This is a genomic window from Fervidicella metallireducens AeB, assembly GCF_000601455.1.
Taxonomy (GTDB): domain Bacteria; phylum Bacillota; class Clostridia; order Clostridiales; family Caloramatoraceae; genus Fervidicella; species Fervidicella metallireducens.
The window spans coordinates 22,791-42,853 of the sequence record NZ_AZQP01000011.1 but is presented as its reverse complement, the minus strand read 5'-3'; the positions used below and the strand labels follow the sequence as shown (position 1 = coordinate 42,853).

Annotated in this window: 21 protein-coding genes, 1 pseudogene and 1 other annotated feature; of the genes and pseudogenes, 2 read left to right on the top strand and 20 right to left on the bottom strand. The window is 31.3% G+C overall.

What is annotated here, in order from left to right; genetic code table 11:
• Positions 1–18 precede the first annotated feature (18 nt).
• From phoU to Q428_RS05070, 5 genes are all read right to left on the bottom strand, one after another.
• Positions 19–672, bottom strand: coding sequence for a phosphate signaling complex protein PhoU (gene phoU / locus Q428_RS05090; RefSeq protein ID WP_035378805.1), 654 nt, complete (start codon positions 670–672; stop codon positions 19–21).
• Between the two features lie 15 nt (positions 673–687).
• Positions 688–1,443 (bottom strand): phosphate ABC transporter ATP-binding protein PstB, encoded by a 756-nt coding sequence (gene pstB / locus Q428_RS05085; RefSeq protein ID WP_035378804.1) that lies wholly within the window; start codon positions 1,441–1,443, stop codon positions 688–690.
• 14 nt (positions 1,444–1,457) lie between these two features.
• Positions 1,458–2,330 (bottom strand): phosphate ABC transporter permease PstA, encoded by an 873-nt coding sequence (pstA, locus tag Q428_RS05080; RefSeq protein WP_035378802.1) that lies wholly within the window; start codon positions 2,328–2,330, stop codon positions 1,458–1,460.
• Positions 2,330–3,235, bottom strand: coding sequence for a phosphate ABC transporter permease subunit PstC (gene pstC / locus Q428_RS05075; RefSeq protein WP_035378801.1), 906 nt, complete (start codon positions 3,233–3,235; stop codon positions 2,330–2,332). The genes pstA and pstC overlap by 1 nt, the downstream gene beginning before the upstream one ends.
• A gap of 76 nt (positions 3,236–3,311) precedes the next feature.
• Positions 3,312–4,217, bottom strand: coding sequence for a PstS family phosphate ABC transporter substrate-binding protein (locus Q428_RS05070; RefSeq protein ID WP_035378800.1), 906 nt, complete (start codon positions 4,215–4,217; stop codon positions 3,312–3,314).
• 427 nt (positions 4,218–4,644) lie between these two features.
• Between Q428_RS05070 and Q428_RS05065 the strand changes: the two genes are divergently transcribed.
• The gene (locus Q428_RS05065) at positions 4,645–6,789 is read left to right on the top strand and encodes a methyl-accepting chemotaxis protein (RefSeq protein ID WP_035378798.1); all 2,145 of its coding nucleotides are present in this window, start codon (positions 4,645–4,647) and stop codon (positions 6,787–6,789) included.
• A gap of 260 nt (positions 6,790–7,049) precedes the next feature.
• Here the strand turns inward: Q428_RS05065 and Q428_RS05060 are convergent, their stop codons facing one another.
• From Q428_RS05060 to Q428_RS05000, 14 genes are all read right to left on the bottom strand, one after another.
• Positions 7,050–7,271: a hypothetical protein gene (locus tag Q428_RS05060; protein ID WP_035378797.1), complete on the bottom strand. Its 222-nt coding sequence runs from the start codon at positions 7,269–7,271 to the stop codon at positions 7,050–7,052.
• 147 nt (positions 7,272–7,418) lie between these two features.
• Positions 7,419–8,174 (bottom strand): hypothetical protein, encoded by a 756-nt coding sequence (locus Q428_RS05055; RefSeq protein ID WP_035378796.1) that lies wholly within the window; start codon positions 8,172–8,174, stop codon positions 7,419–7,421.
• Positions 8,161–9,087, bottom strand: a complete 927-nt coding sequence (locus Q428_RS05050; protein WP_035378794.1) for an ABC transporter ATP-binding protein — start codon at positions 9,085–9,087, stop codon at positions 8,161–8,163. Before Q428_RS05050 ends, Q428_RS05055 begins: the two co-directional genes overlap by 14 nt.
• A 1-nt stretch (position 9,088) precedes the next feature.
• The gene (locus tag Q428_RS05045) at positions 9,089–9,295 is read right to left on the bottom strand and encodes a PLD nuclease N-terminal domain-containing protein (protein ID WP_035378792.1); all 207 of its coding nucleotides are present in this window, start codon (positions 9,293–9,295) and stop codon (positions 9,089–9,091) included.
• 149 nt (positions 9,296–9,444) lie between these two features.
• On the bottom strand, positions 9,445–9,654 hold the full coding sequence (locus Q428_RS15710) for a hypothetical protein (protein WP_035378790.1): 210 nt from the start codon (positions 9,652–9,654) through the stop codon (positions 9,445–9,447).
• Entirely contained in the window at positions 9,654–10,049 is a 396-nt protein-coding gene (locus tag Q428_RS15110) for a DUF5345 family protein (protein ID WP_035378789.1), read from the bottom strand. Before Q428_RS15110 ends, Q428_RS15710 begins: the two co-directional genes overlap by 1 nt.
• 2 nt (positions 10,050–10,051) lie before the next feature.
• Positions 10,052–10,582 (bottom strand): RNA polymerase sigma factor SigY, encoded by a 531-nt coding sequence (gene sigY / locus Q428_RS05030; RefSeq protein WP_035378788.1) that lies wholly within the window; start codon positions 10,580–10,582, stop codon positions 10,052–10,054.
• A gap of 93 nt (positions 10,583–10,675) precedes the next feature.
• Positions 10,676–11,239, bottom strand: a complete 564-nt coding sequence (gene epsC / locus Q428_RS05025; RefSeq protein WP_341349007.1) for a serine O-acetyltransferase EpsC — start codon at positions 11,237–11,239, stop codon at positions 10,676–10,678.
• Positions 11,236–12,153, bottom strand: coding sequence for a cysteine synthase A (cysK, locus tag Q428_RS05020; protein ID WP_035378785.1), 918 nt, complete (start codon positions 12,151–12,153; stop codon positions 11,236–11,238). The genes epsC and cysK overlap by 4 nt, the downstream gene beginning before the upstream one ends.
• Positions 12,154–12,213: 60 nt before the next feature.
• Positions 12,214–12,451, bottom strand: a binding site (T-box leader).
• A gap of 218 nt (positions 12,452–12,669) precedes the next feature.
• Positions 12,670–14,127, bottom strand: coding sequence for an aminoacyl-histidine dipeptidase (locus Q428_RS05015; protein ID WP_035378784.1), 1,458 nt, complete (start codon positions 14,125–14,127; stop codon positions 12,670–12,672).
• A gap of 224 nt (positions 14,128–14,351) precedes the next feature.
• A complete protein-coding gene (locus Q428_RS05010) occupies positions 14,352–15,188 on the bottom strand; it encodes a DegV family protein (protein ID WP_035378783.1) in 837 nt (278 codons plus the stop codon).
• A 148-nt stretch (positions 15,189–15,336) separates the two neighbouring features.
• A complete protein-coding gene (locus Q428_RS05005) occupies positions 15,337–16,131 on the bottom strand; it encodes a metallophosphoesterase (protein ID WP_051514945.1) in 795 nt (264 codons plus the stop codon).
• Positions 16,131–16,499, bottom strand: coding sequence for a hypothetical protein (locus Q428_RS14385; RefSeq protein WP_051514944.1), 369 nt, complete (start codon positions 16,497–16,499; stop codon positions 16,131–16,133). Before Q428_RS14385 ends, Q428_RS05005 begins: the two co-directional genes overlap by 1 nt.
• Positions 16,500–16,578: 79 nt before the next feature.
• The gene (locus Q428_RS05000) at positions 16,579–17,301 is read right to left on the bottom strand and encodes an AIR synthase related protein (RefSeq protein WP_051514942.1); all 723 of its coding nucleotides are present in this window, start codon (positions 17,299–17,301) and stop codon (positions 16,579–16,581) included.
• A gap of 188 nt (positions 17,302–17,489) precedes the next feature.
• On the opposite strand from Q428_RS05000, the pseudogene Q428_RS04995 reads away from it, so the two are divergent.
• Positions 17,490–18,547 (top strand): annotated as a pseudogene (locus Q428_RS04995) (DUF2804 domain-containing protein).
• 79 nt (positions 18,548–18,626) lie between these two features.
• On the opposite strand, the gene Q428_RS04990 reads toward Q428_RS04995, so the two are convergent.
• A complete protein-coding gene (locus Q428_RS04990; RefSeq protein WP_035378849.1) occupies positions 18,627–19,997 on the bottom strand; it encodes an aldehyde dehydrogenase in 1,371 nt (456 codons plus the stop codon).
• Positions 19,998–20,063 lie beyond the last annotated feature (66 nt).

Genomic DNA, 20,063 nt, shown 5'->3' with positions numbered 1-20,063 from the left:
GAGGCAGAAATCTGCCTCTTAATTTATTTCTCTTAATTCACCTGTTACCATATAGATTATTCTTTCACAGATATTTGTAGTATGGTCTGCAATTCTTTCCAGATATCTGCCTACAAATAGCAGCTTAGTTCCCTGTTTTATAAATTCTTTTCTTTCTGATAATATTTTAAAGACTTCTTCTATTACAATGTCGTATAGATCATCTACTTCCTGATCCATTTTCGCTATCTTTTCAGCTTCTTCTACACTTTCATTGACAAAGGCATCCAGACTTAATTTCACCATTTCTTGTGCCCTGTCAGCCATTTTTGGTATATCAACAAGTGGCTTTATAAGTGGTTCTTTACCTATATCCAAAGTAATTTTTGCAATATTAACTGCGTGATCCCCCATTCTTTCAAGATCTGTTATTATTTTTAAAGCAGTTGCTATTGTTCTTAAATCCTTTGCCAGCGGCTGCTGAAGTGCCAGCAAATTCATGCAATCCTGCTCTATCTCAAGTTCTAAGTCGTCTATCTTATCATCCTCAGTAAAAACCCTCTTAGCTAATTCAGTGTCCTGATCCTTTAAAGATTTAACTGACATTTCTATGACATTTTCAACTAAAGAACCCATCCTCAATACCTTATGCTTAACATCTTCTATTTTTTTTGAATAATGTTCTCTGACCATTAATAACAACTCCTTTTAACCAAATCTTCCTGTTATATAATCCTCAGTTCTTTTATCCCTAGGATTTGAGAATATAACCTTTGTCTCACCGTGTTCAATAACCTCACCATTGAGGAAAAAAGCCGTTTCATCTGAAATTCTAGCCGCTTGCTGCATAGAATGAGTTACTATAATTATAGTATAATTTTCTTTTAAATCAAGTAATAACTCCTCAATTTTCATGGTTGAAATAGGATCAAGAGCTGATGTTGGTTCATCCATTAAAATTACTTCAGGCTGCATAGCAATAGCCCTGGCAATACAAAGTCTCTGCTGCTGGCCACCTGAAAGTTCCAAGGCAGATTTATGAATCTTATCTTTTACCTCATCATATAAAGCAACTGATTTTAGTGTATCTTCTACCACTTCGTCTAAAATCTGCTTATCATTCACACCATTTTTTCTAAGTCCATATACTATATTCTCGTAAATTGTTTTTGGAAAGGGATTTGGTCTTTGAAATACCATCCCAACTTTTCTTCTAAGTTCAACTGGATCTATATCCTTTGAATATATATCTATATCATCTAATGTAATTTTTCCTTCAACCCTAGTGTCTTCAATAAAATCATTCATCCTGTTCAGTGTTCTTAAAAAAGTTGATTTCCCGCAGCCTGAAGGACCTATAAAGGCAGTTATTTTTTTCTCATATATATTCATATTAATATCTTTTAATGCTTTATTATCGCCATAATAAAAATTCATATCTCTGATTTTAATTTTTGGTTCCACACTTTTCCCCCCAATTAGTCCTTTATTTTAATCTGATACTTATCTCTAAGAATAATAGCTGTGGAATTAGCCAAAAGCAGTATGCCTAATAATATGATTATCCCTGCTGCTGCAACGTTTTGAAATTCCCTTTTTGGCATACTTGACCAGTTAAAAATCTGAATTGGCAATGTTGTAAACTGGTCTAATGGCGTTTTTGGTATAAATGATACATAGGTTAAAGCCCCAACAACTATAAGGGGTGCAGCCTCTCCAAGTGCTCTGGAAATGGCTAAAATTGTTCCCGTTAAAATTCCCGGCAGAGCATATGGAAGTATTACTCCTGTTACTGTCTGCCATTTTGTTGTTCCAAGGGCAAATGATGCCTGTTTTAAAGCTGATGGAACGCTTCTTATGGCCTCCTGAGATGAAATTATTATAATTGGCAGAATTAATAATGCCATTGTAAATGATGCTGCTAAAACACTCCTCCCCATAGATAATGCCCTAACAAAAACTGCAAGACCAAGCATTCCATATATAATTGAAGGTACTCCAGCAAGATTTGCAATATTAAGCTTTATAAACTCAGTAAATCTATTTTCCTTTGCATACTCCTCTAAATATATTGCAGTACCTACACCAACCGGAAATGCCAATGCTGCAGTCAAGAGTATTATCCACAAACTTCCTAAAAGTCCAGGAAAAATACCTGACTTCTTAGGAAATCTAGAAGGGAAATTAGTTAAAAAGTCTATTGTTAACCATGGCAGTCCCTTTTTTAATATATCATATAAAAGAAGGGCAAGAACAATTACTCCGAAAATGGTACAGAAAAATATTAAGCCATGAAAAACTGAATTTTTCAATTTGCGGCTTTTTATTCGTTGTAATTCTTTATTATCCATTAATATACCCTCCTAAACTTTCTAACTATTGTTCTAGAAATTATATTTAATATAAATGTTATGGTAAATAGCAATGTTCCTACGGCAAATATTGTTTTGTATCCAATTGAACCATAGGGCACATCACCCAAACTGATTTGAACTATATATCCTGTCATTGTTTGAATACTTTCAAGTGGATTCAGAGTCATTTTAGGTGTGGAGCCCGCCGCCATAGCAACTATCATCGTTTCACCAATAGCCCTTGATATAGCTAATATAAATGATGCCATGATACTTGAAAAGGCTGCAGGTATAACTATCTTTGTAGCTACTTCAAATTTTGTTGAACCTAAACCATATGCTCCCTGTCTTAAAGAATTAGGTACTGCCATCATTGCATCCTCGCTTAATGATGACACCATTGGTATCGTCATTATACCAACTGCTATTCCAGCACTTAGGGCATTATAAACGCTGGCATCTGGAAATATAGACTTAATTATAGGTGTTATAGTTGTTAATGCAAAGTATCCATAAACGATTGAGGGTACCCCAGCAAGGATTTCTAGAATTGGCTTTAGTATTTTTCTTGCTTTTTTAGGAGCATACTCACTTAAATATATGGCACTTCCTAGTCCTATCGGTAAAGAAATAATAGAGGAGAAGATTACAATTAAGAAAGTTCCAAAAACCAAGGGTAAAACTCCAAATCTTGCAGGTTCAAACAAAGGCGTCCATTCTTTTCCTGTTAAAAAGTCCAATATAGAAACCTCTTTGAAGAATAATACTGTTTCTTCAAAAAGAGAAAAAACTATCCCAAATGTTGTAAAAATAGATATTATTCCAAAAAGAAAAAGAACTGATGAAACAATTTTTTCATTTCTCTGCATACCAGATTTACTTTTAAAATCTATTTTTTTCATTACAATCCTCCCTTAAGGCTCAGATAAATATTTTTAAACAGGGCTTTAGGCACCCAAGGGGGGTGCCTAATTTAATCTATTTTATTTTGTTTAAACCATCTTGGTATTTTGAATCCTCTAGTGGGATATAACCAACTTCTGTTACAAGTTCTTTTGCCTTTTCAAGATAGAATTTTACAAATTCCTTAACTTCTGGTCTTTCTAAAGACTTGTTAGCAACATAGATGTAAAGTGGTCTTGATAATGGCTTATATGTTCCGTTCTTAACTGTATCAACCGTTGGTTCTACTCCATTTATTTTTAAAGCCTTTATTTTATCTGCATTTTCTTCAAAGTATGCTAGGCCGAAATATCCCATAGCGTATTTATCTCCAGCAACACCCTGAACTAAAACGTTATCATCTTCACTTGCTGTGAAGTCTGTTCTTATAGCTTTTTCCTTACCATTAACTTTTTCAGTAAAGTAATCGAATGTACCTGAATCCGTTCCTGGTCCGTAAAGCTTAATTGGTTCCTTTGGCCACTCAGGTCTTACATCGCTCCAAAGTTTAACAGTTGAGTTTGGTTCCCATATCTTTTTTAATTCTTCTACTGTTATATCACTAACCCATGTATTATCTTTATTAACGACAACTGCAATTCCGTCATATGCAACTTCTAATTCTAACATTTCAATATTGTTTTCCTTAGCTTTTGCTGCTTCTTCATCCTTAACCTTTCTTGAAGCATCGTTGATATCTGTTTCACCAACTACAAATTTCTTAAATCCACCGCCTGTACCTGAAGTACCTACTGCTATATTTAAATCTGGATTTGCTTTCTTAAACTCTTCAGCTATAGCCTGTGTTATTGGGTAGACTGTACTTGATCCGTCAACTTTAATGTTTCCTGTTAAGCTTGCTTTCTTACCTGAACAAGCAACCATTGATAATGCAAAAACTGCTACTAATGAGATTAGAAATAATCTTTTCAAATTACTCATTTTATTTTCCCCTTTCACTCGGAAATTCATTCTACATGTCTAATTATACGTAACAGGAATGTTATGTTCCTACATGTTTTGGTTAAGCTAATGTTAAGTTTCACTTAACATTGAATGGTTATATTTCAATCTAAGGTTTATATTAGTATTTGTAATTAGTCAAAAATAATTCTTCAGGGTTTTTATGCAAGCAAGCTCTTTGCTTAAATCTAATTTTAAATCCTTCTGGACACACAATAATTTTTTGTGATATACATTTAAAATTTAATTTTTAATTACACAAAGCCAATATATCTATGATTCCACAATATTTTTATCATTAATGTTAAGTTGATGTTAATTAAGTTAAAATACATTGTTTTTTCTTCTTGCTTTTTTTATATGAATATATAATCAGAAGTGTAAAAATAAGAATAGGAGGAATAACATGAAACTTGATAAACAAGTGATTAAAGAAAAGGTAAAGAATCTCTATCAAAAATCCTTTCAGGTAATAAGAAGAATATCTTCAAATAAGTTATCCATGTTTTCTTCAAAGTTAAGTTTTAAAATCAGCTTTAAAAGTTTAAAAACTAAGCTTATTCTGATTTTAATATGTGTAATCTTTTTTCCGATGCTTATATCAAGTACAATTTCAACTTTGTTTTTAAGTAAAACTATTGAAAAAAGTTATATAGAAAACTTGAAAAAATCTGTTGTAGATGTTAACGGTATAATCGATGAAAAGTGCAGTACATATGAAAGTATAATAAATTTAATAAGCCAGAATTCCATAATTTCAAGCAAAAACGTTGATAATACCGCTATTAAAAATGAACTAGCCAAGGTGCTTAAATCCAATGTTGATATTAAAAAATCATTTTTAATAAAAGAGGATGGTTCTTATTATTCCTGTCCTGAAATTTTAAATGTAAAAAAGGATTATAGAAATGAAGATTTTTATAAAAAAACGATTTTAAACCACAATAATCCTTATTGGGGCGAATTTAATATTGATATGTCTAATAAGAAAACCCTTGGCACTTTAACCAAAGCGGTTTATGACGAGTCTAATAATTTAATTGGTGTTGTAGGAATTGAGATAGACATTTCCAAGATAACAAACCTTTTCAGCTCAATAGGTACAGGAGACTCTGGTCAAATTCTCATGCTTAACAGCAAAGGGATTGTTCTATCATCACGTTATTCTGATATTATTGGTAAAAATCTTAATCCTTCAAATAAGGGGTCTGGAATTGTAAATGCTTTTATCTCACCAAATGACGTAGATTGGATAAAGAACGTCATTGGAGGCAAAAAGGATTTTATTGAGACTAAATTTTTAGGTGAAAAAAGATATATTTATTATAGTACAAACTTTAAATCTGGCTGGAGAATAATTGCAGAAGTTAAAAAAAGTGAGGTCCAAGACAAATTTACAACTTCCTACATAACCATAATAGTGGTTTTTGTAGTATTTGTTGTTATATCTATATTAATTGGAATTACATTCTCACACAGTATTCTAAAGGGAATCAATAAATTAAAACATGCTATGAAAAGGGGAGAAGATGGTATATTAGACTCTCTAATAACCGTAACTTCAACAGATGAGATCGGTGAATTGGGTATGCATTTCAACAGTATGATAACAAACATGAAAAGTCTTGTTATATCTATAAAGGATGCAGCTTCTGTTCTACTGTCATCCTCTGAAGAACTGAATCTTCAAGCAAGCCTTACAGCTTCTTCAACAGATAAAGTTGCATCTTCAATAGATACTATATCATCAAGTGCTGAAAAACAAGAGGAGGAAGTTGATTATATAAATAAAGTTATTTATGATTTTAATGAGGGTATGGATGAATTTTCACATATTTATAAATCTCTTACATTTGAAAGCAAAGACATTAATGAAAATAATTTAAGAGCCGTTGAATCCTTAATGCTTTTAAAGGATAAAAACATAATTACTAAAGAATCCGCCTATGACATTGAAAAAATGGTTGAGGCTTTAGCTATAAAAATTGATAATATAGGTACTATTTTAAATAATATTATGTCTATCTCATCTCAAACAAATCTTTTAGCTCTTAATGCAGCTATTGAAGCTGCCAGGGCAGGGGAAGCTGGCAGAGGTTTCTCGGTAGTTGCAGATGAAGTTAGAAAACTGGCTGAGCAGACATCAAAATCTGTAGAATTTATAAAAAATATTACATCAGATATAATAAATACAACAAAAAACACACTTGATAAAGCAAAAAAAATACAGGAAGACGTTGACAGTCAAAGTTGTGCCCTGGATATTACAGAAAACTCCTTTAACCGGCTTAATTTATCAATTTCCAGAATGACGTCCACCCTTGAGAATATGAATAATAAAATAGCAAATTTAATATTAAAATCTAATTCTCTTAGTACTAATGCTGAAAGTATATTAAACCTCTCCAAAGAGTCCTCCTATAAATCAAAAGAGATTTACACTTACCTGGAGGAACAACAGACAGATATAAATAAGGTTACAAACCATGCAGATGAGTTACATAAACTAGCGGATAACCTGAACACTATGATAAATAAATTTCAGATATAGGGACAGTTAACAATTTATCTATTCATACCATGGTTAATTCAAGAGCCCTACTATCCCCTAAATCCTTAAAAACAAGGAAGATGAGTAAGTCTAACCATCTTCCTTGTTTTTTACATATTATGAGGATAAAAAATATCTTCTTTCAAAGTTTATTTCCAATAGGCATTCCCTTTGAAAGAAGATGTTACTCATTTGCTAGAAACAGTTGTTAAATGTCCCTTGATTTTAGTTGTTGATTTTGCAATACTTATTTATCTTTTCTATTGTAAACCTCCACTATTCATAAAGTAGATGATTATATAGCACGCTAATGTTACAACAGGAATTGCAGAAATGATTATACCTACAACTTTACTATACTTCGCTAATCTTTCATCTCTTCTCTTTATAATTGAACTTAAAACAATTAATATAGTGCCAATTCCAAAGGGAATAGATAAACTACTTAACTGCATTATTATCATCATTATAAAATTGTTCATATGCACCCCTCCAATATACCATTAATTTAATTTTATCCTTAATTAGTATCCGTTAAATCAACAACAATGTAATATATTCTTCACAGGTGCATTAAAATCCTTTATTCATATTTTTATATTTAAATAAATACAAGTTTTGTTATAACGTTATATAACTTCCACTTTTTTCATGCGTAAAATGCTTAGTATAATCAGTACGATGCTGTAACTCACAGCCATAATTATTGTTGTTAAATGCTTGTCTATTGAAAATAAATAGGCAGCCTTAACCAAACTATAAGGAATAAATTTATCGAGTGTTTTCACACCTGAAACAGGTATTGATATAAAATTTATTGTCAGCACTATAAACCCGGATACAATATTTTTTTTACAGAATCCGCTGAAAAAAGTGACCAATGCTATATTAAAAATATAATATACACCCATTAATAAAGCTGCTATCATAATCTCATTTAAGGTATTTTTTTCCCCTTTAAAAAGAATTCCACTATAATAAAAGGCAATTAAAAATCCTATAAATGTAAAAATCAATTCTGTAATAATAAAGTGAATTGCTTTTGCCAAAACTATTCCTTGGGGGCTACTTCCCTTTGTATAAGGAAAAATTAATTTTTGCGAATAGATTTCTTCACTCAGAGTACCTGAAATTGAGAAAATTACAAAAAGCAAACCTATCTGTGATAGATCCTTTATATAATTATTCACCGCATATTTGGGTGTTATTTTAAAATAATCCAGTATATTTCCTGGCACTTGATTTTCTAAAATTTTTGGTAGTAATTTCAACATAAATGGATCAAATATTGCAAATGCCATAATACCTACCCCTAAAACAATATATCTATAGTGTCTGATTGATTCTATGACTTCCTTCTTAAAATATGCTTTAAATGTCTTCATTTTTATTCACCAACCTCATAAATACATCCTCTAGATCGCTTTTTCGAATATTGTAGGCAACAATGGGATTATTTCTATTAACTATTAAATTTATCAACTCCCTTTTTGCCTCACACAAATCAGATACAAAGATTCTAACATTTTTATTGTTTACCTTTACGTTTTCAATCCAATCAATATTTTTTAATTCCTCAGCTATATTTGAACAATTTTTCTCAAACTCTATATCAATAACAGGCTGAATATACTCATTTTTTAATTTCTCTATATTCTTACAAACTAATAATTGACCTCTGTCTATTATGCTTACATCGTCACAAACCCTCTCAACATCACCTAAGATGTGAGTTGATAATAAGATGGTAGTTCCTGTATCCTTTAGTTTTTTTACAAACTCTAACACCTCCATTCTACCCTCTGGATCTAAGGCAGATGTCGGTTCATCTAAAATTAAAAACTCTGGATTATTAAATAAAGCAACTGCTATGCCAAGTCTTTGCTTCATTCCTCCTGAATAAGCTGCAATTTTTTTATTCTTTGCCCTGTCTAACTTAACTAAATTCAATAATTCCTCTGTCTTTGATTTCACTTCCCTTTTAGATAAACCATTTATTTCTCCAATGAAACCCAAATACTCAATTGCATTCATATAAGAGTAAAAGACCGGTGTTTGGGGAAGATACCCTATTTTTTTTAATAAATCCTTTCTATTCTTTTTAAATTCTAAATCGTAATAAAATATATTTCCCATATCATAATCGATAAGTCCTGATAATATATTCATTGTGGTGGTTTTTCCTGCTCCATTGGGTCCCAGAAATCCATGAATACTGCCCTTTTTTATTTCAAAGGATATACCTTTTAAAGCTTCAAAATTTCCATATTTTTTATATAAGTTATCTATCTTTATCAAGTTAATCCCTCTCTCTTCCAAATAATAAGTATACAATTGGCCCTAGAAGCCCCGTGGAAATTATTAATACTGCCCATAGCCACTTTGGAAACCACTTTACCCTGTCATTTCTTAGTTTGATTAAACAGAATACCATAAGTATGATTTGCATCCCGATTACTGGTGCAAAAAGCTTCAAAATTTCAATATTGCTCATTCCTTCTAACATTTTAATTCCTCCTGATCATAAATTATTTATTCTCACTGATTAAACGAATTAAAACAAAAAAGGTTCATCAAATTAAAAAAACTGCGAGAACGCAGTTTTAGGCTGTCTACAAATTTACGGGCTTTTGAAGGTTATTGCATAAAAATAATCTATTTTTTAAAATTCTTATTTATTATTCTTGTAACTATCAAATATATTATAAGATTTCCTGGTGTATTAAGAAGTCCAAAAATGCCCCATAGCCAATAATATTTTTCCCCTCTTTTTCTTGCATCATAAAAAATCCATGAACCCTGTATCAATAAAATTGGAATTACTATAAATAGCAAAATAAACAATTCCCTTTGTGAAAACTGCATTATATTTCACCCCTTCTCCTTAATGTAATAGGTATAATTAACCATGGCATAAAACTAGTGCATAAAATCTGAAATATTATAAAAGTCCTGCTACCCGCTAAAACTATGGCATAAGTATAAAATGATAGTATAATTACAGCTGTTAGAACAAATTTGACTAAATCCTTTTTCAGCCTTTTTCTTTCTTTTATCTCATCAGCTTTTTCTATAACTGCCATAATATCAATGTTAATATCGTCAAAATCTTTATCTAAAACACTTAATTTCTTATGAACCAAATCTAGTTTTTTTCTAATTTCATCACATTCTTCGTCATTTGATTTAATTTTATAAGAATACTCATTTTCATTATAAAATTCGTCAATCACATATTCTTCCTTTTCTTTTAAATTCATAGTTATATCATTTCCTTTCTTTCAAGTTCCTTTATTATAAACTTTATGGCATTATGAAGTCTTGAACGAACAGTACCTATAGGACAGCTTAAAATTTCTGATATCTCCTCATATTTATAACCATAGTAATGTTTTAATATAAATACTGCTCTTTTTTCCGATGAAAGCTTCATAACGATATTCATAATTTCTTTGTATTCATATCTTGATATTACCATATCTTCAGTATCAACATATTTTTCTGCCGTTTCAACTTCAGTCAATTCATAAATTTTATTTTTTCTTAAATAATCTCTATAAATATTTGTAGCAATACGAATCATCCATGTGGAAAATTTTGCCCTAGGCTCAAATTTGTCAATATTCAATATTGCCTTTAACATGGTTTCTTGAATTATATCCTGAGATAAATGTGGATCTCCTGTCATCTTAATAACATATCCTTTTATGACTCCCAGATTGTTATTTAATATAGTATTCATTGCACTTTTATTACCCTTTTTTGCAAGATTTATAAGTTCTATTTCATTCAATACGTATCACTCCTATCTCTATTTTAACTCATAAACAAAGAAAAAAGTTCACATTTAAAACTAAATTAAATGTGAACCTTTATATTTTATATTTTAGATTACCATATCTGGATAAATGTATAGTATATTATTATTTTTAGGTACAACTATTTTACCCGGTATACCTACTACCGTAACATCTGATGGTACATCCTTTAGAACAACAGAATTAGCCCCTATTTTCACATTATTACCAATTGTTATTGGCCCTAAAACCTTAGTCCCTGCACCTATTAATACATTATTTCCAACAGTAGGATGCCTTTTTCCTTTATCCTTTCCTGTACCACCTAAAGTTACGCCATGAAATATTGTTACATTATCTCCAATCTCCGCTGTTTCCCCTATAACAACTCCCATGCCATGATCTATAAACAACCCTCTCCCTATTTTTGCTCCTGGATGAATTTCAATTCCCGTTAAAAATCTTCCTATTTGTGATATAAACCTTGCTAAAACAAAGTGTTTCCACTGATAAAATTTATGAGCCAATCTATAAATTAAAACTGCATGAAGTCCTGGATAACAAAGAACTACTTCAACAGCATTTTTTGCAGCTGGGTCTTTTTCTAAAACGTTTTTTATCTCTTCCCTTAATATCTTAAACATAAAAATCACTCCAAATCAAACAATTCTGTTGATAAATATCTCTCACCTGTATCAGGAGCAATAACTACTACTCTCTTTCCCTTGCCTAAACTTTTTGCCTTTTTAAGTGCAGCAAATATTGCAGCTCCTGATGATATTCCAACAAGTATTCCTTCCATCTTTCCCATCTTTCTGGCTGTTTCAAATGCCTCTTCAGTAGTTATTTTTTCAATTTCATCATATATGGTAGTATCTAATATTTTAGGTATGAAACCTGCTCCTATACCCTGAATCTTGTGTGGCCCTGGTTCACCACCTGAAAGTACAGGAGAATCCTTTGGCTCAACAGCTATTATTTTAATCCCTGGAATTTCTGACTTAAGAACCTGACCTATACCTGTTATTGTACCCCCAGTCCCAACACTTGCAACAAAGGCGTCTATATTTCCTCCAGTCTGATTTAAGATTTCCCTTGCTGTTGTTTTTACATGTGCTGCTGGATTTGCAGGATTATTAAATTGTTGAGGCATAAAATATCCATTTTCATTTGCAAGCTTTTCAGCCATTTCAATTGCACCTCTCATGCCCTTTGCACCTTCAGTTAAAACAATCTCTGCTCCATATGCTTTCATAAGCTTTCTTCTTTCGATACTCATAGTTTCAGGCATAACGAATATTATCCTGTAACCTTTAGCTGCACCAACCATTGCTAGACCAATTCCTGTATTTCCGCTTGTTGGCTCTATTATCGTATGTCCTGGTTTTAATAAACCTTGTTTTTCTGCTTCTTCAATCATAGAAAGTGCAGCTCTGTCCTTTACACTGCCACCAGGATTAAAATATTCTAATTTTACATAAACCTCTGCCATATCCTCTTCTACCAGCCTGTTAAGTCTAACAAGTGGTGTATTTCCTATTGTTTCATAGATGTTATTAAAAATCATAATTAATTCCTCCTTAAGTTACTAAGATTTTTAAATAAAAAAACCTTCTGCCCCTGATTTCTCAGAGGCAGAAGGTTAACTTCCGCGGTTCCACTCTGTTTAAGCATAAAATGCTCATCTCATATTCAGGCACTATCATGCCCTATCTCTATAACGGGAGAACCCGTAACAGCCTACTGAATTTCGGCCTAACACTCCTAGGGGCACTTCAACTATATTTCTGTATAGAATTCTCTCAGCCTTGGAATTCCTCTCTGTATACTCCATATAATTTACTTTCCCTATTCATTGTGTTTAATTCATATCGTTTTACTCTGAATTAATTTTATTCTATCACTTAAATCCAAGTTTGTAAATATGTATATTTTGTTTGTTTATATATTTTTTTACTATATCATATGTAATTTATTTTACATTGTTACAAAGGAATTTGATATCATAGTCAACAATCTGCAAAAATAAGGGCCGCCGCACTAACAATTAAAATGTCAGTGCAGCACCCCTTTTAAATATGTTTTACTTTATAGCTTTTAATACATCAAGAAGATATTCATAGGTTCTCTTAATGGATGAAATGCTGATATGTTCATCTGGTGTATGAACATCTGCCATATCTGGTCCAAATGATATCATATCTAACCCTTCCATTTTTTCACTGAATAATCCACATTCTACTCCAGCGTGTATAGCTACTATTTCTGGATTTTTTCCATACTTTTCTTTATATACATTTTCAAAAATAGTTCTTAACTTTGAATCTGGATTATATTGCCATTCTGGATAATCTGAATCTGCCTCTAACTCTGCTCCTAAAACCTTTGCAACCATCTTTGCCTGATTTAAGATGTTATACTTTAATGTTTTAACTGAACTTCTTACAGCACTTTGGAAGATTATCATATTATCCTGAGTTTCTACAACACCAAGGTTTGTTGAACTTTCAACAAGTCCTTCTATATCCATGCTCATTGTTTGTATTCCATTAGGTATAAGCACAAGTGAAGCTATAGCCTTTTCTTTAGTTTCCTTTGAGAAAACCTTTTTAATTTCTCCATCAAATTTAGTAATATGTACTGCAACTGATGGGTCAGCTGTTCTTAATTCATTTTTAAGGGCTGCATTCCATTCTTCAATTCTAGCTTCAAGTTTTGAAAGGTCTTCTGGATTTAAAAGAATAACAGCATCTGCTTCCCTTGGGATAGCATTCATTTTTGAGCCGCCGTTTATCTCTTTTATGTCAAAATCAAATTCACTGCTTATATCATTAAGTATTCTACCCATTATCTTGTTTGAGTTTCCTCTACCTTTGTCTATCTCCATACCAGAGTGTCCACCCTTAAGGCCTCTTATACTGATTGTATATGCAACTCTGTTTGGATTAACATCTTCCCATGTAATTGGTAGTTTTTGTGTTGTTCTTACCCCACCTGAACAGCTAACAAGAAGCTTTCCTTCTTCTTCAGAATCTATATTTATTAACATTCTTCCTTTTATATGTGAAGCATCAAGGGCCATAGCTCCGCCCATACCTGTTTCTTCTTCTGTCGTCATTAAAACCTCAATTGGTGGGTGTGGAATGTCCTTTGAAGCAAGTATAGCCATTGCATATGCCATTGCAATTCCATTATCTGCTCCAAGAGTTGTTCCAGTAGCATAAATCATATCATCAACAATTCTTAATTTAATTGGATCCTTTTCAAAATCATGCTCAGTTCCTTTATTCTTTTCACAGACCATATCCATATGACCTTGAATAATCACAGTTGGAGCATTTTCATAACCCTTTGTGCCAGGCTTTTTAATTATTATGTTATATGCCTTATCCTGGATTACCTCTAGGTTATGTTCCTTTGCAAACCTAACCATATAGTCGCTTATAGCCTTTTCATTTCCTGAACCTCTTGGGATTTGTGAAATTTCTTCAAAATACTTAAATACGTCATTTGGTTCAAAATTCTTTAATACATTGCTCATAATGTTACCCCCTTTATGGCTTTATACATATATATTAACAATATACAATGTACATTATACGTGTACATTGTACTTGTTGCAAACAACCTTTGCTTCTCACTATTTTAATATAGCACTTATTTATTAACTCTTAAAGTATTTTATCATTTAACAAATGTCATTGTTGTTTACAAAAAAGTAACACTATCAAAATTTTCTATTTGATAGTGTTACAGTTATAACTTCTAAAAAGCTATTAGAATTCCACCCTCATTGGTATATATGCTACTTAACCCTCCAGTTGGTACTATTATTACATCCTTAAAGTTATATAATTTCATAGCCTCATCTTTAAATTTTTCTGCCAATTCCTTAGCATTGCAATGGGCAATTCCAAGTATCTTATCTTCAAATTTACTTCCACTTTCACCTATAAGCTCAATCATTCTCCTGAAAGCCTTCTTTTCACTTCTTACATTCTCAACTAGCTGTATTTCCCCTTCTTCATCTCCTGTAAGAATAGGCTTTATGTTTAATACAGATGCAATCATCCCTTTCAGCTTGCTTATTCTTCCGTTTTTAACCAAGGTATCAACTGAGCCTAAATTAAAATAGAACTTCATTTCATTCATATATTCATTGACTTTTTCTACAATTTTCATCTCATCATAGTTCTGCTTAATAAGCTCTGAAATTTTTATACTTACTAAGGTCTCCTTTATAGATGCTCCCTTTGTATCAAAAATGTGAATAAATTTATTCTTAACTTCTTCGCAAAAGATTTCCTTAGCCATCACTGCACTATTGTATGTCCCACTTAGTCTTGATGTCATTGTAACTACAAAAACACTTTCATCACCCATATAGGCATTCATAAAATCCTTAGGTGATGGGCAGGCTGAACGTGCCACTTTACTTGATTTTCTCACCTTTGCCATAAGATCAGAAACATCAAGATTATCATCGTCAATAAATTCCTCATCGTCAACATAAAGTCTTAAAGGAACCCTTGTAATGTTTAGCTCTTTTTTAAGACTTTCATTTAAATCGCAGCTGCTATCTGCAACAACCTTCATTTTCATAACATTACTCCTTTTAGAATATAGTAATATAAATTATATTGTATTTATTTATTATATTCAATTATTTTAAAAAATTTTATCTTTTTTATTACATAATAAAATAAAATTAAAGAAAAAAGATGGCACTTAATGTGTCATCCTGTACCAATTATTTTGCAAAATGAACCTTTATGTTTACCACTTCTGGTTTGTTTCCTATTCTTAAACGTGGTCCCCAAGTTCCAAATCCTGAAGAAACGACAACATTAAAATTACCTTTTTTCAAATGCCCCCAATCTATTTCATATATTCTTCTAGTAAATATCTGATTTGGAAAGAGTTGCCCCCTATGTGTATGACCTGATAATTGAATATCTATCCCTTCTTTTTCTGCTATATCTAAATCTACTGGTTGGTGATCAACTAAAATAATGGGTAAGGTTTTATCTAAATCCATTACTAAATCTTTTAAATCTTTTCTTTTGATATTAATAGCTCTCTGGCTGGATGCATCCATTCTTCCAACAATATAAAAACCATCTTTTACTCTAATGCTGTTATCAATAAGCATTTTTATGTTTGCTGATTCAAGATAAAAAATTAATTTATCTAATTGTCCCTTCATTAAATCATGGTTGCCAGGTACTGCATATGTACCTAAAGGAGCTTTTATCCCTCGTAAAGTTTCAACTATTTTTTCATCCACAAAGGGTTCTACCCCGTTATCTACGATATCTCCTGCAATAATAACAATATCTGGATTTAATGAGTTTATCTGGTTTACCATGTTTAATACCCTGCCATTGCCTATTATTTTCCCTATGTGAATATCCGTTACTAAGGCAATATTTAAACTTTTTATCCTTCCTGCCTTTTTAGATAAATTTATATCGTATGTTTTAACTATTGGGTGCTCTGCATTCCATGTGCCATATATGAGAATGACAACAACAGTTAATAACATTAAGCACCCTGCAATTGGTTTATAATCTTACTGTAATTTGACATTTGAGGTATATATCCATATCTTTTTATTACAAATCTTAAAAACTCCACAACCACTGAAAGCAAACAGAAATACAACATAATACCCAGCCAATAATATCCCACATATGCTATTACTGTATTTAACTTTCTAGGGAAAACATATTCCGTTATCCATGATAATATGTAACTCATGGATATTAAACCAAAGATAGTCCAATATATGAAGTTATTAGGTTTAAAATTAAGACTTTTTAAAAATCTGATGTTCCAAAATCCTATGTATAAATTCACTAAAGCAAAAAATAGTAACATTGTGCTGAATGCTATAACAAACTTAGCCTTCAAGATAATCACCTGCATATTTTTTCTTTTGTTTGTTTCTATTTGTTTTCTATAGAAACCTGAAGTGTTTCTTAATCATTCCTTATTTAATGTATCCAATTTTACGGATTTTATCATACCCATATACACTGAAATCCAGTTTCCCTATTACAATTGCAGCTGTACAAGGCCCTGCTGACTTATTAATATCTATTTTTATATCATCTTCATAATAAAATTCTAAGCCTGTTTCCTCCATAAACTTATTCATTTCACCTTTAATTCCTGAAGAACCTACCGGTATTACTTCACAAACATTTTTATCATTAACAACCTTAAATATATCCTTTGTTGTACAAATCTTTTTTACATTTTTCAACACTTCATCTCCTACACAAGGCTCCCCTAGTATATAGACAAAATCACCCTTTTTTACTTTATCTAAAAGGATTGACTCCTTCTTTACTCTTCCAAAAACACTTATACCTAAAGCAGTCATTGAAGTTTTTATGTTTTTTTCTGTACTTATAATCAAGGGTATATCAAGGTCAATTTCCTTTAATTCATCCTTTATTCCCTTTATTATTTCTTCACCTGTCGGTTCAGGCTCAGAGCATATACTTATACTCATGGTCATAGGCTTAGCCTTTAATGATAATATCTCTGACAAACATACTCTTGCTGTGAACTTTCCTACAATATAAGGGGATGCCTTTACAATATCATTTTCTTTTAGTCCAACACCTCCACAAGAATCACAGGATATTACTAAAAATTCTTTGCTATCTAATTCTAATAGCTGAATATCTCTATGTGTAAATTTCATATTCCACCTCCAAATAAAGATTAGCTTTGTGTTAATAATATTACATAAAATACGTTAAACACAATATAAGACCAAAATCAAAAGGACTATTTTAAAAGAATAGTTTATATTTTAACAAATATATATAATTAGATATTTTTATGTTAAAATATGGATAATAAATATTATGTTACAGGTAGGTTGATATTATGAAAAAAAACTTAATGAATGATACCTTGCCTAGAGACTTTTTTTCAGAAAATATTTTAACCTCTCCTACAAATCTTTGTGATTCTAAGGGAGATCTATTAATCGAAAGTGTTGGATGGTCACGTAGTCCCCTGCATAGGTGTAATCTTAAGGGAAAATACTTTAGAAAAAAACAATTTACTTATTGGAACATTTTTAACGAAGATTATCTTTTTAACGTGACTATTATGGATTTTGACTACATAGGCATAATAAGCTTTTATCTATTAAACTTAAAAACCTGGACTCATATTGAAAAAATCAAGAAAATCCCCTTTGCTTTCGGCGTAAAATTACCAGATTCCGTTGATGGAAGTCTTATTTTTAAAGATAATGATACTAATATACGTATTGAAACATGTGGTGATTTAATAAAATTTAATATCCATATTCATAAATTTCTAAAGTCACCATTGACTACAGACATCATGGTACAACGTCCTAATAATCAGGAAACCTTAAATATAGTTATTCCATGGGATAAAAAGCGCTTTCATTTCACCTCAAAACAGAACTGCTTATCTTCAAATGGTACGATTAATTTAGGTGGAGAAAATATTATCTTTGAACCAGATAACTCATTTGCATCTATGGACTTTGGTCGTGGTATCTGGCCTTATAACACATTCTGGACATGGTGTTCAGCCTCTGGTAAACTTGAAAAGGGTGAAAAAGTTGGATTTAATCTCGGTGCTGGCTGGACAGATAACACAGGTTTAAATGAAAATGCCTTATTCATTGGAAACAAACTTATAAAGATACAAGAAGACGTTTCATTTATATATGATTCTGCCAACATTATGGAACAATGGTCTATTAAAACAAAGTTTTCCGATAATGTAAATTTAAAATTCACTCCACATAAATTAAAAAATCTTCAACTAATCTTCTTTTAATTAAATCTAATTTTATTCAGCTATTTGGATTTTTTTCAGGTTATATAAGGGATGAATCAGGAAATAAAATACAGATCCAAAGAATTTTTGGGACATCTGAGGAACATACAGCAAAATGGTAAAATTAATATTCTAATCTATAAAATATAGGTGTTGGGGAAATGCTTATCTAATATTCTTCCTTTCTCCCAACACTTTAATTTATTTAAATAATTTTTTCACTATTTTCAGTTTGTTTCTGTATGGCGGAAATATAATATTAAAATCAAACAATGTTGTCTTTTTCATTATGCTTTTTTTATGTGAAAAAGTTTCAAAACTAGTTTTTCCATGATAAGCTCCAATTCCAGATGCCCCTACTCCTCCAAATGGAAGGTTTGGATTTACTAAATGAAATAATGTATCATTAACACATCCTCCACCATAGGATATTTCATTTATAATTTTTCTTTCAATATCCTTTGAATTAGTAAATATATACAATGCCAAAGGTTTCTCCCTTTCTTTTATTTTCTTTATTATACTCTCAATAGAATCATACTGAATAACTGGTATTATAGGACCGAAGATTTCATCTTTCATTATTTTATCTTCCCAATTTACATTATCTATAATCGTAGGCGAAATATACAGTTCTTCCTCTATATATTCTCCTCCATAAAAAACCTTATCTTTATCTATTAAATTAATTAATCTCTCCCATTGTCTATGATTTACTATTCTTCCATAATCATTATTCGTTATTGGGGATTCCCCATAAAATTCTATGATGTATTTTTTTATTTTTGCTAAAAGGTCATTTTTTACATCCTTATGAACAAGTAAATAATCAGGAGCAACACATGTCTGGCCATTGTTAACAAATTTTCCCCATACAATACGTCTTGCGGCAACCTCTAAGTCCCCATCATTATGAACAATACATGGACTTTTTCCCCCTAACTCTAAAGTACATGGAATTAAATTTTTACCAGCCGCCTCTGCAATAATTTTACCAACAGCTACACTTCCAGTAAAAAAAATATAATCAACCCTTTCATTAATCAAGTCTCTAGTAATTTCCTTTCCGCCCTCAACTATACTAATATAATTTTCATCAAATGTCTCTGTAATTATTTCTTTTATTACCTTTGCTGTATTGGGTGTTAGCTCAGAAGGTTTTAAAATTACACAATTCCCAGCAGCAATTGCACCAATTAAAGGTTCAAATACCAACTGAAATGGATAGTTGGAAGGTCCAATAATTAAAACAGTACCATATGGCTCATGATATATATAAGCCTTTGAACCTATCTGATTAAGGGGAACTCTGACTTTCTTAACCTTTGCCCATTTTTTTAAATGTTTTAAAAAGTAATTAATACTGCTTAAAACTACACCTATTTCTGTAAGGTAACTTTCAAACTCTGATTTATGCAAATCTTTGCAGAGTGCATCCATTATCTGTTTTTCCCTATCTTCAACGGCTTTTTTCAGTTTTTTCAACTGTTCAAGTCTAAAGTTAACATCCTTTGTTACCCCTGCTTCAAAAAATTCTTTATGTTTTAAAATTACCTTTGAAACATCTAATATTTCACTCAATTAACTCCCTCCCTTTCGTTTATTAGTTTAAACTAAAGAACCATCATTCCATACATG

Coding starts and splice junctions, on each gene's coding strand:
- Q428_RS05045 (WP_035378792.1), bottom strand. CDS start 9,295: ATGTTAGAAGGAATGAGCAATATTGAAATTTTGAAGCTTTTTGCACCA.
- Q428_RS05015 (WP_035378784.1), bottom strand. CDS start 14,127: ATGAGCAATGTATTAAAGAATTTTGAACCAAATGACGTATTTAAGTAT.
- Q428_RS05065 (WP_035378798.1), top strand. CDS start 4,645: ATGAAACTTGATAAACAAGTGATTAAAGAAAAGGTAAAGAATCTCTAT.
- Q428_RS05000 (WP_051514942.1), bottom strand. CDS start 17,301: ATGAAATTTACACATAGAGATATTCAGCTATTAGAATTAGATAGCAAA.
- Q428_RS05010 (WP_035378783.1), bottom strand. CDS start 15,188: ATGAAAATGAAGGTTGTTGCAGATAGCAGCTGCGATTTAAATGAAAGT.
- Q428_RS15710 (WP_035378790.1), bottom strand. CDS start 9,654: ATGCAGTTTTCACAAAGGGAATTGTTTATTTTGCTATTTATAGTAATT.
- Q428_RS05055 (WP_035378796.1), bottom strand. CDS start 8,174: ATGAAGACATTTAAAGCATATTTTAAGAAGGAAGTCATAGAATCAATC.
- Q428_RS05070 (WP_035378800.1), bottom strand. CDS start 4,217: ATGAGTAATTTGAAAAGATTATTTCTAATCTCATTAGTAGCAGTTTTT.
- pstA (WP_035378802.1), bottom strand. CDS start 2,330: ATGGATAATAAAGAATTACAACGAATAAAAAGCCGCAAATTGAAAAAT.
- phoU (WP_035378805.1), bottom strand. CDS start 672: ATGGTCAGAGAACATTATTCAAAAAAAATAGAAGATGTTAAGCATAAG.
- Q428_RS05060 (WP_035378797.1), bottom strand. CDS start 7,271: ATGAACAATTTTATAATGATGATAATAATGCAGTTAAGTAGTTTATCT.
- cysK (WP_035378785.1), bottom strand. CDS start 12,153: ATGATTTTTAATAACATCTATGAAACAATAGGAAATACACCACTTGTT.
- Q428_RS15110 (WP_035378789.1), bottom strand. CDS start 10,049: ATGAATTTAAAAGAAAAGGAAGAATATGTGATTGACGAATTTTATAAT.
- pstC (WP_035378801.1), bottom strand. CDS start 3,235: ATGAAAAAAATAGATTTTAAAAGTAAATCTGGTATGCAGAGAAATGAA.
- Q428_RS05005 (WP_051514945.1), bottom strand. CDS start 16,131: ATGTTATTAACTGTTGTTGTCATTCTCATATATGGCACATGGAATGCA.